We start from the raw sequence: 14,278 nt of genomic DNA on the forward strand, positions 1-14,278 counted from the left end.
GAATGAGAGATATTGAATGAAAAGGAATCCAAATCAAGCCAAAGACCCTTCAACTATAGCGGTTGAACCTACCGTACGTGTGAGCCAGTTACGTGCCCATCGTGCCTCAGGTTTTACCCTGATTGAAGTAATGGTGGTTATTGTTATTCTTGGCGTACTTGCAGCGCTGATTGTTCCAAATGTAATGGGACGCGGTGAAAAAGCTAAAGTGGATACTACCGTCATCAAATTGCAGAGTATTGCGGGTTCACTGGATCAATATAAGCTGGACAATGGCAAATATCCAAGCATGCAAGAAGGTGGTCTGGATGCACTGGTAAATCAGCCAGCAACAGCGAAGAATTGGTTGCCAGGTGGCTATGTGAAAGGAGGTTACCCAAAAGACAGCTGGGATAATGACCTGCAATACGTGATTCCAGGAACCAATGGTCGTGCTTTTGATTTGTACTCTTTTGGTGCCGATGGACAGGCAGGTGGGGAAGGAACTGATGCTGATATTTATTACCAACCTTAACTGATAATTATTATAAATTAGTAGGTTATTGAATATATCACTTCACTTGATTGGTTGTTTCAATATTGGGTGAAGTGATAATAACTCTCAATCATAAAATATAATATAAGTAGATGAATTTAATAATATTATTATAATATTGATGATTTGATAGTTATAATAAGAATTATTCCCATATTTATCTATTACAATTATCGTAAAATGTGAATAAATATAGACTTTCTATTTACAAAAAATAGCTCATAATATTCTTAATGGCCCTTTTTTAGCCAAAGGAGAATGGTATGAAAGCATTAATATTATCGGATGAAATAAACCAGTTTCATTGGTCGATGCTGAAATCTGTTCTTTTGGTTTTAAGCATTCTTCCAGCCAGTCAGGGAATTTTGCATTTATGGCAGACCACTGAAGGCAGCAGCCAGATTATGGTGGGTTTTTTTGCCATTAGCATCATGAGTACCTTATTCGTACTATGCTTCTGGTCAGCATTAAAAGCGTCTGTCGTACAGTTTGAACAGGAACAGGCTTCTGCATTTGAAAACGGAATTGTACAGGTCTATCGCTATATTCCAATGCTGTCACTGGCGAGCATGTTATCTTATCTGGTGATCCAGTTTTAATAACATATAGATAAAAAACCGAGGCATGAACCTCGGTTTTTTATAGCTCCTCCTTTTTAAAAGAGGGACTTTTGAGAGAATTATCTTCTCGACTTAAAGCTGATATCCACCTTACGTGGGCGGAAGCGCCAACCCAGTAATAATAACAATACGGAGAAAATCAATACTGGCCAGTCGCTAAGTTTCATGTAAAGCGTTTCACCCTGCATGGCGGGTAACTCACCGCGGAGTATAGCTTCTTTATCCATAGGTGCACGTTTCACAATATGGCCATTGTGGTCGATGAACGCAGTTACCCCAGTATTGGTAGCACGAATAAACCAGCGACCATTTTCCTTGGCCCGCATTTGTACCATCTGTAAATGTTGTTGTGGACCGGCAGTGCCAGTAAACCAGGCATCATTAGATACGGTCACCAGAAAATCGCTTTGGCTGGCATTACGACGAGTCAGGTTTGGATAAGCCACTTCATAGCAAATCGCTGCACCTAAAGGATGGTTTTTCACATTTAATGGTTTCTGGATATCCGCACCACGCGAGAAACCACTCACCGAAGGGTCGTTTTGCAGAGCTGGAAGTACCCAACTGAGTGCGCCAGAGAGTGGAATATATTCTCCAAAAGGCACCAGACGCTGCTTCTTATAAAGACCACTCGACTCATCACCAGTGGCCATGATGCTATTGTAATATTTTGGCGTGCCTGCTTCCTGTGACTCAGCCAGATCCCAGAACGGAATACCTGTGACCCAAGCTGTTCCAGATTTTTCTGCCTGAACTTTCATGGCATCCAAGAAAGGTTCGATATCAGTCTGGAACATCGGAATCGAAGATTCTGGCCAGACAATCAGGTCACGTCCCCATTCTGTCTTGCTTAGATTTGCATAGATCAGTAAGGTTTTTACCTGATATTCAGTTAACCATTTCAGGTCCTGAGGGATATTGCCCTGAATCAGAGAAACGGTGAGCGGCTTTTCATTTTTTTCTTGCACAAAAGTCAGTTGTGCAGCACCCCAAGCCCCCAATAACAGGAATGCAGAAGGAACGATCCAGAAGACCTGTTTACTTAAGATTTCAACCAGTGCACAGGCCAGAACAATCACTACAAAGGACACCCCAAATACACCGAATAAAGGCGCGTAGGCATCCAGATAGAGCTCAGTAAAAGCATAACCTGCAAAGAGCCATGGGAAACCGGTAAATACCCAGGTTTTGGCCCATTCAAAGATCACCCAAAGTGGTGCGAAGGTAAGAGGTGTTTCCGGGAAAAATCGACGATAAATGCAAGTCTGAAGCGCAGTAAACAGTCCCATGACAATCGCCATGATCAGGATCATGATTACGCTCAGGAAAGCACTGGTATCGCCATACACATGAATAGAGGTATAGAGCCAGAATGCACCCACAAACCACAATCCAATTCCATAAGCCCAGCCAATACCAAAGGCCTGTTTCGCACTACGACCACGGACGCAAGCATACAGTAAGGCAGGAGAGAGAATCGCCAGCCACCAGTAATGATAAGGTGCCAAAGCCAGGCTAAAAATAGCGCCGGCAAATAAGGCAATCAATACAGGATAAATTAAGGCTAACTGCTTTTGCTGCTGGGCTGGATTTAATAGCTTATCGAAATATGCTCTCATTGGCGCACAGCTCGAATTAAACGAATAGAACGTGAATCTGCCTCAAGAATGGTAAATTGCCAGTTTTCCAGTTCAATCGTCTGACCTTCCAGATCATTTACCAGACCGATTTCCTGCAATAACAAACCGCCCATGGTTTCAACTTCATCATCGGAGAAATTGGCATCCAGCATATTGTTAAAATGCTCGATTGGTGTCAGCGCTTGTACTACCCATGTATTGGCTGTTTTCGGGTCTTGGTCTGGAACAATATATTGTGCTTCTTCATCAGCAATATCATGTTCGTCTTCAATTTCACCCACAATTTCTTCGAGAATATCTTCTAGGGTTACCAGGCCTGAAGTTGTACCGTACTCATCAATTACTACCGCAATATGAGTCTGGGTATTTTTCAGCATACGCAGAACCTGGTCGGAACGCGCACTTTCCGGTACAAACAATGGCTGACGCATCAAGGCACGAATATCGACTTTGGAAGAAGGCTCGGTCAGGAAAGGAAGCAGATCTTTGGCCAGCAAAATACCAACTACATTATCCGGTTGATCCGATGAGAACACAGGGAATCGCGAATGCGCAGATTCAACTAAAACATGCAAAATTTCGAGAAGTTGGTCATCTTCCTGCAAGCTAATCATGGACGTTCTTGGCGTCATGACTTCACGAATTTTGGTGGCCGGCAGATCCAGTACGCCTTCCAGCATTGCAACAGTATCGGGTTCTAAAAATCGACGTGAATCTTGTACTAATTTTAGCAGTTCGTCGCGAGTTTCGGGTGCAGTTCCCAGCCATTTACGTAAGCCGCGCATACCCCACGACGGGCCTGATTCCTCGTGCATGATCTTTCCTAAAGACTCTTAATATCTAAAAAAACGTGATTTTATCATACCGCAGAAAATACGCTTGTCTATTGTAATTATGCTGCGCAGACTTGATCTTACGGGTCAGTCTGGTTTTGTGAACTGGCTCAAAGCGTGGGCTGCAATGCCATAGCCGCTTTATGCTAAAATAAGGCTGATCTTGAATTCCTGAGTCTGTCGATGTCTGAAGCCGAAATTACGCCAAGCCTGCAATTGAATACCCGTGGATTACGCTGCCCTGAGCCAGTCATGATGTTGCATCAAGCCATCCGTAAGTCTAAAGCTGGTGATGTAGTTGAAGTTTTTGCTACGGATAATTCGACCTCTTGGGATATTCCAAAATTCTGTATGCATCTCGGCCATGAACTACTGCTCCAAGAAGAGCGTCTGGATGAAAATGGCAATAAAGAGTTCCATTATCTGGTGAAAAAAGGCGGTTAAAAGATTTTTTTGGGTAGATGAGTGATTCATTTGCCCATATTTTTGAAAGATTAGGGTCTGTTGACATTTACTGTTCATAATTAAACCTATAAAGGTAGCCATAAAAATATACAGGCTAAGGCAACAGCACTTTGATAATTTCTTTTGAGCTTGTCATATCGAGTAGCTATTCCTCTAAATTGCTTTAATCTACAAAACATATTTTCAACTAAATGCCTGATTTTATATAAATACCAGTCCATATGATCATTGTTCGATTGGCTATTTATTTTCTTTGGTATATTCGCTTTTGTCCCTGTTTTTCTGATCTGTTCACGCAGTGGTTCTGAATCATAGCCTTTATCTGCGCAGACCACTTTTGTCTCTTTTAAGTCTAATGTTGATATTAAATCAGGTGCAACTTTGACGTCATGTGTGGTTCCATCGGTAATCATGAAATCAACAGGATTGCCATTTGCATCAACAATCAAATGTATTTTTGAGGAGTTTCCTCCTACACTTTTAGAAATGGATTGATTCGCTATACCGGCAGAATGTTGATGAGCACGTACGTGAGAGCCATCAATAAAAATCCACTCCATATCTGGGCATGAGGCTAGTAATTTGAATAATCTAAGTAACTTACCACTGCTTGACCAACGATTAAAACGTTTGAAAATAGAGTTTGATTGACCGAAATAGGAAGGAATATCTCGCCACGGACAGCCTGTTCTAATTCTATAGAGAATAGCTTCAATAAAATTACGTAAGTTTGAGTTGTGATGAATAGATAAATTACGCAAAATAGTTTTCAACTTTTGCCAGTGTTGATCTGTCAGCATGGTACGAGGCATAGCGAATAGTAAAATTGGGTTTGGCGATTTGATTTTACTACTTCGCTATTTTTTAAGCTAAAAGTGTCAACACACCCTAAAATTAAAAAAACTATTTTTTTGAATACTTGATCGGCTTGAAATTCCTGACTTTCAGAAAATAAAAAATTTGATATTCAAGCCTCTTCCAGAATTACAGTGATGAATCGGAACCATGGCCAGACCAATGAACCTAGGCTGGATATAAATAATTCACTATAATGCCGTAAAAATATTTATAACAATTAAAAATGATAAAAAATCATATCGCTCAAGTATTAGAGCAATTGGGTTTTAGTGCACAGAAGCGTGCTTTGCTTGTTCAGTTTTCCCATCAAAAACTTAATTCCGAAGTTTTTCTGCAACGTATTGATGGCCAACATGCCCTGAATCAGGGACTAAAGATTGAGCTGATTTGTGTGTCGACTAATGCCTTGATTCCCCTTAAAGAATTTATTGGAACTCAAGTAGCGATAGATCAGGTTACGGATCAAAGACAGTTATTTCGCAGTTCCGGAATTATTACTGCAGCAACTCAGGGACAGAGTGATGGCGCATTAACGCTTTATAAACTCATCCTAGAAGATGCAACGTCGCTATGGCATAAACGCCGTAATAGTCGTGTGTTCATGGACAAAAGTGTCCGAGAGATTACTGAAATCTTATTCAAAGAATGGCAGCGTAAGAGTCCATTGTTTGCGGCTGCACTCAAGCTGGATTTATCCGGTTTGCAGCAAACTTATGATGTGCGTCCTTTTACTATGCAATTGAATGAAAGCGACTATGACTTTTTAACCCGTTTATGGCGTAGTGAAGGGATTAACTGGTTGATTGATGAGTCTGAGTTTATAGTCGTGCATTCATCTGCACAGATTGCAGCGCAAAAGCTTAGATTAGTTGATGATAATAGCCACTACCAAGCTTTAAGCCGCAGGGCGATCCGTTTCCATCGTTCCAGTGCTACTGAACAAGAAGATAGCATTACCAGTATTATTGCAAAACGACAGTTGCAGCCGACCGCTGTACATATCCAGCGCTGGCATGCCGATCACTTGAATCAGGAAGAAGGCGTTGGTTCAGTACAAAGCAAGCACCAGCAGAGTCAGGTTCAGGATAATGCCAGCCTGGCATTGGAACAGGCCTGGAACATCAGTCCGGCATGGGTCACTGATCTCAGGCATGCAGATCAGGCAACTCCAGCCTCAGATGCACAAATCGAAAAAATAAACCAAAATTTGCAGCATTTCTATGCTGCACAGGCCAAACAATTTTTAGCAACATCCACAGTACGTGATGCCCAAGTGGGTTACTGGTTTCGGCTGGATCAGCATCCTGAAATTGACCAGCATCCAGCAGTAGATAAAGAATTTTTAATCATCTCCAAGAAATTTTATAACCAGAATAATTTGCCTAAAGACTTAAATGAGCAGGTCCATGCTTTAATTCAGCAAAGCTGCTGGAAGATGACAGAATTCAAGGACGCAGGTGAGCGTCAGGCCAACCAGCTAGTCTTACAACGTCGCCATATCCACTTGGTCCCTGAATACCAGCCTTTATTGCAGCGGCCACAGGCCTATCCGCAACGCGCCAAGGTAGTCGGGCCAGAAGATGAAGAAATTTATGTGGATGAATGGGGGCGGATCAAAATCCGTTTTCTGTTCACTCGTCCGAATGACCATGCTCACGATGGTGGCGCAGGCAGCAATGACAGTGATACAGATTCAGCCTGGGTAGATGTTCTGGCCCCGTGGGCAAGTATAGGTTATGGGGTCCGTTTCTTGCCACGCATTGGTGAAATTGTGGCTGTCGACTTTTTCGATGGCAATATTGATCGGCCTTTTGTGGTAGGTCGGATTCATGAAGGCCAGCGTTCTCCGACGAAGTTTGATCAAAAAGGACAACTCCCAGACACCAAAAAACTCAGCGGTATTCGCTCGCAAGAAGTACAGGGGCAAGGCTTTAACCAGCTACGTTTTGATGATACGACTGGCCAGATCAGTATACAGTTACATAGTAGTCAAGCTACCAGTCAACTCAATCTGGGTAACTTGAGTCATCCGAAAGAACAGGCGGAAAGTGAAGGACGGGGTGAAGGTTTTGAACTTAGAACTGACCAATGGGGTGCAGTCCGTGCAGGTGAAGGGTTATTGATTTCGGCTCATAAACAGCAAGCTGCAGATGGTTCACATATGGATGCTGAACCAGCGAAAAGCCAGCTTGAATCAGGCTTGCAGATGAGCCAAGCACTGAGTGATGTTGCTAAAAACCAGCAAACTGATCCGCTTGAAATCTTTGAGACCCTAAAAAGCTTTATTGAGCAAATTGAACAGCAAGATCAAGACAAAGCAGCTGCCTTTAAACAGGCAATCATGATTCTGACAGCACCAAAATCCATTACGCTGAGTACTCAGCAGGATATTCATTTGTCTGCGGAGGGTCAAATTAGCCACCAGGCAGCGGACAGTATTAACCTAAGTTCGCAGAAAAAGATTATTGGTCATGCCTCTTCTAAAGTGAGTCTGTTTGCAGCCCAACAAGGCTTAAGAGCTTATGCCGCAAAAGGCAAAGTTGAACTACAGGCGCAAAATGATGGGATGGATATTATTGCGCGTAAAGGTATCAAAGTTGTCTCTACTGAAGATCAGATCGAAATTACAGCAGCGAAGGAAATTGTTTTAACTGCGGGCGGTTCTCAAATTGAAATCAGTAGTGCCGGAATTTTGCCGACGACAGGTGGTCAGTTTGAGATAAAGGCAGGACAACATCAATTTTTATCAGGGGAAAAGGTAATAAATGATATTCCCTATCTCCCTGCCTCACATAATAGTTCCTATGTTTTAGAGTTCGATGTGCGACATAAAATAAACAATAAATTATTAGAAAGCTCTCCAATTTTTAGTCTTATCGATTCTAAGGGGAATGTACGAACAGCAGAGATTCCCAAAGATGGAATTATTAGAGTTACCTCAGAAAATAAGGAAGAAAAATATACGGTTATGGTGCATAAATATGATGCAGAGATATCGGAGTTAGAAGAATGACTTATACGGCTCGTTTAAAAGTATCCTGTGATAATAAAGATCTTTTATCAAAATTAAGCTATACCTTACTAAATACGACAACTCAAAAAAGTTATGGAGGAAAAATTGATCCGAATGGTTGTACCAAAATCTATAATTGCAATAAATTAGATTTAATCTTTGTAGAGTTAATTTTAAATAATTCAAAAATTGCCAGAGTACGTGTTCCCGCACTAGAAAATGGCGAATTTAATAAATCGATAGGCTTTGTTGCACAAAGCTGTTCTTAAGGACTCCTTCGGCAATATAATTTCCAAATGAAGAAGCCTACACACAAAATCTACCGCACAACCAATTGGCCCGCATATAACCGAGCTCTCATTAATCGTGGGAATATTGCCATTTGGTTCGATCCAAAAACACAATGGTATGCAGAACCTCAAGGCAAACAAGGTCGAAGTCAAACCTACTCCGACATAGCGATTCAATGCTGTTTGATGATCAAATCTCTATTTAGACTCACTTTACGCATGGTTACTGGTTTTGTTCAAAGCTTAATTAAACTTTGCGGATTAGATTGGACAGCACCAGACTTCACGACGCTTTGTAGAAGACAAAAGTATATTGATATTCAAATTAACTACCAGAAAAGTCGTGATGGGTTACATCTACTCGTCGACTCTACGGGTTTAAAATTTTTAGGTGAAGGCGAATGGAAGCGTAAGAAGCATCAGCCTGAATACCGTCGGCAATGGCGTAAACTGCATATTGGTATAGATGCTGAAACACTGCAAATACGTGCCGTTCAGCTTACGACAAATAATGTCAGTGATTCACAAGTACTTGGTGATTTACTCGATCAGATTCCTCAAGATGAGCATATTGACTCCGTTTATACCGATGGTGCTTATGACACAAAGCGGTGTCGCCAGTTGATCACAGATCGAAATGCCCATGCGATTATTCCACCCAGAAAAAATGCGAAGCCTTGGAAAGATACAAAAGTTCATTCGCTAGAGCGAAATGAATTACTTCGCACTGTTAAACGTTTAGGCAGGACACTATGGAAAAAATGGTCGGGCTACCATCAGCGAAGTCTGGTAGAAACCAAGATGCACTGCATCAAATTATTAGGCGATAAGCTCAGTGCTCGGAATTTTGATAGCCAAGTCAACGAGATTCATGCACGTGTGGCCATCTTAAATAAGTTTACGGAGCTCGGCCGACCTCACACCCAAGTTGTCACTTAAATTTAAACAACTTAGGAAAGCTCTATCTTTAAAATCTTTATGCAACAAAGCCAAATCGATATATAGGGCGGATTCAAGCAGCAAGTGCAACAGTATAAAAACCAGCCATAACTTCACTAGGCGTATACCAGCCTAGTGTTTTTCTAGGGCGATGATTGAGAGCAAATTCTATCTGCTTTATTTGTTCATTTGACACTTCATCAAACGAAGATGATTTTGGCAGATATTGCCTGATCAGACCATTGGTATTTTCATTTCTGGCTCGTTGAATCGACTTGTATGGATCTGCAAAGTACGTCTCTATCCCTGCTTCCGTTATCCGCCGGTGCTCGGAGAACTCCTTACCATTATCAAAGGTTACACTGTAGGCATGACTGCTGCGCAAACATGCTAAAGCACACGAGATCGTTTTAGTTGTGGTTCTAGTTTGTCCCAAATGAACGATATGTACATACAAGCTTTTGCGCTCAACCAGAGTTAATAATGCCCCCTTGTGATTCTTGCCTATCACGGTATCACCTTCAAAATCACCTAGGCGTTGACGTTTCTCGATGACCTCATCGCGACAGTGAATACTTGTTCTATCAACGAGTTGGCCTCTACGGTCTGTATTTTTATAGCCTCGTTTACGATATTTCTTTTGATGTCTTAAATGAATGTGGAGCTTACCGCCTTTAGATTTATCTAGATAGACGTACTGATAAATCCATTCATGTGAAGGCACATCAAGCCAACCTCGTTGTGTTAAAGCACCTGAAATTTGCTCAGGAGACCAATCTAAGCCAATCAGATAACGAATATAAACGAGAGCAAAATCCGTCATTTGTGAAGAGGATCGATATCGTCTTTGACTTGAAAATTTCTCTGCCTGTTGAGCTCGATATCCACGTTTTCCAGTATTTCTTTTGATCTCACGATAAAGGGTTGATCGAGAACGTCCAAGCTCCCTGGCAAGGGTAGAGATTGAAGATTTGCTTTTCAAAGCAGCATAAATTTCGTATCTTTCATCTTGAGAAAGTTGGGTGTATTGCTTCATTGGGTGCTTTCCAATTGCGAGTTGAAAAAAGTCTAATGATTTTAATACACCTAACTTTTTCAACTAACTACAAATATGTCGCACTTGGTATTTGAATCTGCGTAGATTAAAATCAACTACAGGTACAACAAAACAAGCAGAATCAAATAAAGTACCTGTTAAAGTTAAAAATGAATTAGAAATAGCACTTGAAGCTTTACATGGTACAGCACTTTACTTTAGTAATAACTTTTTAGATCATGATAGCTCCTTAAGAATTGCTTATATGAAAGCAATTAAAAAAATGAGTTATGATTACTTAAAGGATGTCGAAAATGGAAGAATGACTGTAAAAGACGCTTCGAAAGAGGCTCATACATTAAGAAATGATATTTTAGAACAGACCAGGAAAAAGAATTCTCCAATCGCGTTAGCAGTATCACAAAAAGAAAAAATAGCGGCTAAAAGTTTAGATCAATTCTTAGAATATTATGCATTGAAATTAAAAGATCCTGATAAATGGAAAAAACTGAAAGATCAGTCAAGACAAACCTTGGATAATTATGTAAAAGCATCAATAGGTACAAGAAATTCATATTTTCAGGCGCTTTCAACAGCAGATAAAAATAAAGTTTTTTATAGTGTAGTTAAAGGATCAGGGTCATCCCATGGAACCTTTGATAAAGCAGCAAAGTATATGAAACCACTAGGCAGAGTAATTGTAGTTATTTCAATTTCCTATGCTTGGTATGAGATTTATTCAGCTGAGAATAAAGAAAAGGAATTTTATAAAGAAGTCGCAACCATAGGCTCAGGAGTGGCAGCTGGCGCTGTGAGCGGCGCTATTGCAGGAGGAATTTGTGGCCCCGGGTCTCCCATATGTTCAACAGTAGGTGTAATAATTGGCAGTCTAGCGGGAGGGTATGGAGCATATAAATTAGTTGAAGCTTATGATGAAGAGTTGGAAGCTTTTACAGAATGGACTTTATTTTAATTCCAGTAGGTAGCCTGTATGTTTAAGTTTTTTAAAAGGTTAGTAAGAAAAGAAGCTAATAAAAATTTAGATGCGAATAATTATAAAACTAAAATTAAAAATTTTAGCCTAGAGCATGATCAGATTGTGGGTGTAAATATAGATGATGTAATAATAAAAATACCTTATATAGACATAGTAAGGATATCTATTATGGTTTATGAGGAAGATTTACTCCCTCAACCAATCTGGACTGTGCAAACAATAAAAGACATTATTGATATACCGAATGAATTAAATAATACAGATAAATTATTTTTTGAGGTTCTTAATAAAAAAATAGAAGGTTACAACTCAGTTCAAACCCAAGCAGAAATATTAAAAGCTATGAATGGTACCCATAACAGCCTATTTCATATTTGGCAGCGCCATGATGCAGATAAAATATTTAAATCTATTAAATACTAATTTTTTCTTGCACAAAAAAATTTAATGATGTTTATTTCATAATCTTATAAATATAAAAAAAGCCTCTAAAGTAATTAATTATTTTAGAGGCTTATGCAAGCTAACTAAGTATTACATATTCGGGTAGTTCGGACCACCGCCACCTTCCGGTGTTACCCAGGTGATATTCTGAGATGGATCTTTGATGTCACAGGTCTTGCAGTGCACACAGTTCGCTGCATTGATCTGGAAACGTTTTGAACCGTCATCATTCTCCATGATTTCGTAAACACCCGCCGGGCAGTAGCGCTGTGCAGGCTCATCCCATTTTGGCAAGTTGACATCTACTGGAATCGAAGCATCGGTCAGTTTTAAATGCGCAGGCTGGTTTTCTTCATGCACCGTATTCGATACAAACACAGAAGACAGACGGTCAAAGGTCAGCTTGCCATCCGGTTTTGGATAGTTCGGCTTGAAGTTCACTGCATCAACCGTTTTCAGAGTTTTAAAGTCTGGCACCAGATCATGCAGGGTGAATGGCACTTTAAACACGTTCTGGTCGATGAAGTTGAATGCACCACCCATCCATTGACCGAACTTGTGCATTGCCGGGCCAAAGTTACGTGCGCTATATAACTCTTCTTTCAGCCAGCTGTTGTTGAACTTGTCTGGATAAGCAGTCAACTCTTTTACAAAGAAGTCTTCACCTTCAGTCACACGTGCAATCGCCAGGTCACCACCTTTTTCCACACCGGCAGCAATCGCTTCAAATACCGCTTCACCGCAGAGCATGCCGGATTTCATGGCAGTATGTGAGCCTTTGATCTTGGCAAAGTTCAGGAAGCCCGCATCATCACCAATGAGTGAACCACCCGGGAAGGTGAATTTCGGCAGAGAGTTAAAGCCACCTTTAGTTACCGCACGCGCACCATAAGAAATACGCTTACCGCCTTCCAAGTACTGTTTAATCAGAGGATGGGTTTTCCAGCGCTGCATTTCCATGAATGGATACATGTGTGGATTTTCATAAGAAAGATCCACAATCATGCCTAACGTCACCTGGTTATTTTCAGCATGGTATAACCACCAGCCACCTGAAGAACCAGTTTCAGATAAAGGCCAGCCAGCACCGTGCATTACCAGGCCTGGTTTATGCTTGGCAGGATCAATTTCCCAGAGTTCTTTAATGCCGATACCGTAGTGCTGTGGATCAGCATCTTTGTCCAGATTGAATTTCTGGATTAGACGTTTGCCTAAGTGACCGCGACAGCCTTCAGCAAAAATGGTGTATTTGGCATGCAACTCATAACCTGGCGCAAAGTTATGTGTTGGTTCGCCATCTTTACCAATCCCCATGTCACCGGTTTGGATACCTTTCACCGTACCATCTTCATGATACAGAATTTCTGAAGCAGCAAAGCCCGGGAAGATCGATACTTCCAGCTCTTCAGCTTTCTGGCCTAACCAGCGCACCACGTTGCCCAGAGAGATGACATAGTTGCCATCATTGTGCATGGTTTTCGGCACCATCCAGTGCGGGGCTTCTTGTGATTTTTCATCTGAAAGAAGGAAGAAAGTTTTATCTTCTGTGACTGGCACATTTAAAGGCGCACCTTCTTCTTTCCAGTTCGGGAACAGCTCGTTCATGGCACGTGGTTCAAGCACAGCACCTGAAAGAATATGTGCACCGACTTCGGAGCCTTTTTCTACGACACAAACGGACAGATCATTTAAATTGTTTTCAATTGCAAGTTGACGGATCTTGATTGCAGCAGACAGGCCGGCAGGACCCGCACCTACGATCACAACGTCAAACTCCATCGATTCACGTTCGATGTGTTCCATGTAGGACTCCTCATATTTCTATTCGGTGGCAACCATAATCGGATGATTGGGTGCTGCCATGAGTGTTCTGAATTCCTAGACACAAAAATAGTAGTGTCTTTAAGCATCTGGGCTAGTATAGTTTTAAACCCAGGTTAAGCCAATTGGCTGAAACATATTATTTTTCCGTCATCAAGGTCTTCTTTATATGAATAAGTCAGCACCCGAGAAAAATCCGACGAAAAAAGTAGCTTCTAGCGATGATAAAAATTTAATGGATATCGCACAATACTTAAAAGATGCACAGGGCAGTCACAAAAGGTCAATCCCGCCTTTGGATCAATGGCAGCCAAAGCATTGTGGGGCAATGGATCTCAAGGTTTTGGCCAATGGAGAATGGTGGCACGAAGGTCAATTGATTAAGCGTCAGCCGATGATAGACCTGTTTTCAACGGTACTCTGGAAAGAAGAAGGAAAATTCTATCTAAAAACGCCGGTTGAAATGATTGAAATCGAGGTCGAAGATGAACCTTTGTTTGTGAATCAGGTGGATCAGGTCGAGATTGAAGGCAAGACTTACCTGCAATTAACCACCACAACTCAGGACATCATTATTGTCGATAGCGAACATCCTATCTTTATGCGTCAGTATCAGGATGAATTGCGTCCTTATGTGCATGTCCGTTTTGGAATCAATGCGCTGATTCAGCGGGCTGCTTTTTTACATCTGGTGGAGATGGGCGAGCTCGGTGAAAATGCTGCTGGAGAGACGGTTTTAAGCTTGAAAAGTGGTGATTTAGACTTGCATTTAAGCACCTGAGGTTTA

The 14,278-nt window shown here is 41.3% G+C and carries 14 protein-coding genes; 9 read left to right on the top strand and 5 right to left on the bottom strand.

The window, feature by feature from the left end:
- Window positions 1-16 precede the first annotated feature (16 nt).
- Complete coding sequence (gspG, locus tag FOC32_RS06100) at window positions 17-514, top strand: type II secretion system major pseudopilin GspG (protein ID WP_004781738.1); 498 nt, start codon at window positions 17-19, stop codon at window positions 512-514.
- A gap of 284 nt (window positions 515-798) precedes the next feature.
- Window positions 799-1,134, top strand: a complete 336-nt coding sequence (locus FOC32_RS06105) for a hypothetical protein (RefSeq protein WP_004781739.1) — start codon at window positions 799-801, stop codon at window positions 1,132-1,134.
- 80 nt (window positions 1,135-1,214) lie between these two features.
- Here FOC32_RS06105 and lnt read toward each other — a convergent pair whose 3' ends face one another.
- Window positions 1,215-2,774 carry an apolipoprotein N-acyltransferase gene (gene lnt, locus FOC32_RS06110; protein WP_104426672.1) on the bottom strand — a complete coding sequence of 520 codons (1,560 nt, stop codon included), beginning with the start codon at window positions 2,772-2,774 and terminating at the stop codon, window positions 1,215-1,217.
- Window positions 2,771-3,610, bottom strand: a complete 840-nt coding sequence (locus FOC32_RS06115) for an HlyC/CorC family transporter (RefSeq protein WP_004781742.1) — start codon at window positions 3,608-3,610, stop codon at window positions 2,771-2,773. The genes lnt and FOC32_RS06115 overlap by 4 nt, the downstream gene beginning before the upstream one ends.
- 201 nt (window positions 3,611-3,811) lie before the next feature.
- Between FOC32_RS06115 and tusA the strand changes: the two genes are divergently transcribed.
- Window positions 3,812-4,072, top strand: a complete 261-nt coding sequence (gene tusA / locus FOC32_RS06120; RefSeq protein WP_004781744.1) for a sulfurtransferase TusA — start codon at window positions 3,812-3,814, stop codon at window positions 4,070-4,072.
- 86 nt (window positions 4,073-4,158) lie between these two features.
- Here tusA and FOC32_RS06125 read toward each other — a convergent pair whose 3' ends face one another.
- Window positions 4,159-4,905 (bottom strand): IS5 family transposase, encoded by a 747-nt coding sequence (locus FOC32_RS06125; protein WP_004782810.1) that lies wholly within the window; start codon window positions 4,903-4,905, stop codon window positions 4,159-4,161.
- A 269-nt stretch (window positions 4,906-5,174) separates the two neighbouring features.
- Here FOC32_RS06125 and FOC32_RS06130 point away from each other — a divergent pair, with 269 nt between their 5' ends.
- Genes FOC32_RS06130 through FOC32_RS06140 form a run of 3 tightly spaced genes read left to right on the top strand, consistent with a single transcriptional unit; the run spans window position 5,175 to window position 9,193 of the window.
- Entirely contained in the window at window positions 5,175-7,964 is a 2,790-nt protein-coding gene (locus tag FOC32_RS06130) for a type VI secretion system Vgr family protein (RefSeq protein ID WP_004781748.1), read from the top strand.
- Complete coding sequence (locus tag FOC32_RS06135; protein ID WP_228761285.1) at window positions 7,961-8,233, top strand: hypothetical protein; 273 nt, start codon at window positions 7,961-7,963, stop codon at window positions 8,231-8,233. Before FOC32_RS06130 ends, FOC32_RS06135 begins: the two co-directional genes overlap by 4 nt.
- A gap of 27 nt (window positions 8,234-8,260) precedes the next feature.
- Window positions 8,261-9,193: an IS5 family transposase gene (locus FOC32_RS06140; protein WP_004811110.1), complete on the top strand. Its 933-nt coding sequence runs from the start codon at window positions 8,261-8,263 to the stop codon at window positions 9,191-9,193.
- Between the two features lie 73 nt (window positions 9,194-9,266).
- Here FOC32_RS06140 and FOC32_RS06145 read toward each other — a convergent pair whose 3' ends face one another.
- A complete protein-coding gene (locus FOC32_RS06145; protein ID WP_125279925.1) occupies window positions 9,267-10,229 on the bottom strand; it encodes an IS30 family transposase in 963 nt (320 codons plus the stop codon).
- A 91-nt stretch (window positions 10,230-10,320) separates the two neighbouring features.
- Between FOC32_RS06145 and FOC32_RS17015 the strand changes: the two genes are divergently transcribed.
- Window positions 10,321-11,202, top strand: coding sequence for a hypothetical protein (locus tag FOC32_RS17015; protein WP_228761286.1), 882 nt, complete (start codon window positions 10,321-10,323; stop codon window positions 11,200-11,202).
- An 18-nt stretch (window positions 11,203-11,220) separates the two neighbouring features.
- Complete coding sequence (locus FOC32_RS06155; protein ID WP_004781752.1) at window positions 11,221-11,649, top strand: hypothetical protein; 429 nt, start codon at window positions 11,221-11,223, stop codon at window positions 11,647-11,649.
- Between the two features lie 111 nt (window positions 11,650-11,760).
- On the opposite strand, the gene FOC32_RS06160 is transcribed toward FOC32_RS06155, so the two are convergent.
- A complete protein-coding gene (locus FOC32_RS06160) occupies window positions 11,761-13,473 on the bottom strand; it encodes an electron transfer flavoprotein-ubiquinone oxidoreductase (protein ID WP_004781753.1) in 1,713 nt (570 codons plus the stop codon).
- Window positions 13,474-13,660: 187 nt separating this feature from the next.
- Here FOC32_RS06160 and FOC32_RS06165 point away from each other — a divergent pair, with 187 nt between their 5' ends.
- On the top strand, window positions 13,661-14,272 hold the full coding sequence (locus FOC32_RS06165; RefSeq protein WP_004781755.1) for a DUF1285 domain-containing protein: 612 nt from the start codon (window positions 13,661-13,663) through the stop codon (window positions 14,270-14,272).
- Window positions 14,273-14,278: the final 6 nt, after the last annotated feature.

The organism is Acinetobacter sp. FDAARGOS_724 (assembly GCF_013364475.1).
Classification (GTDB): domain Bacteria; phylum Pseudomonadota; class Gammaproteobacteria; order Pseudomonadales; family Moraxellaceae; genus Acinetobacter; species Acinetobacter variabilis.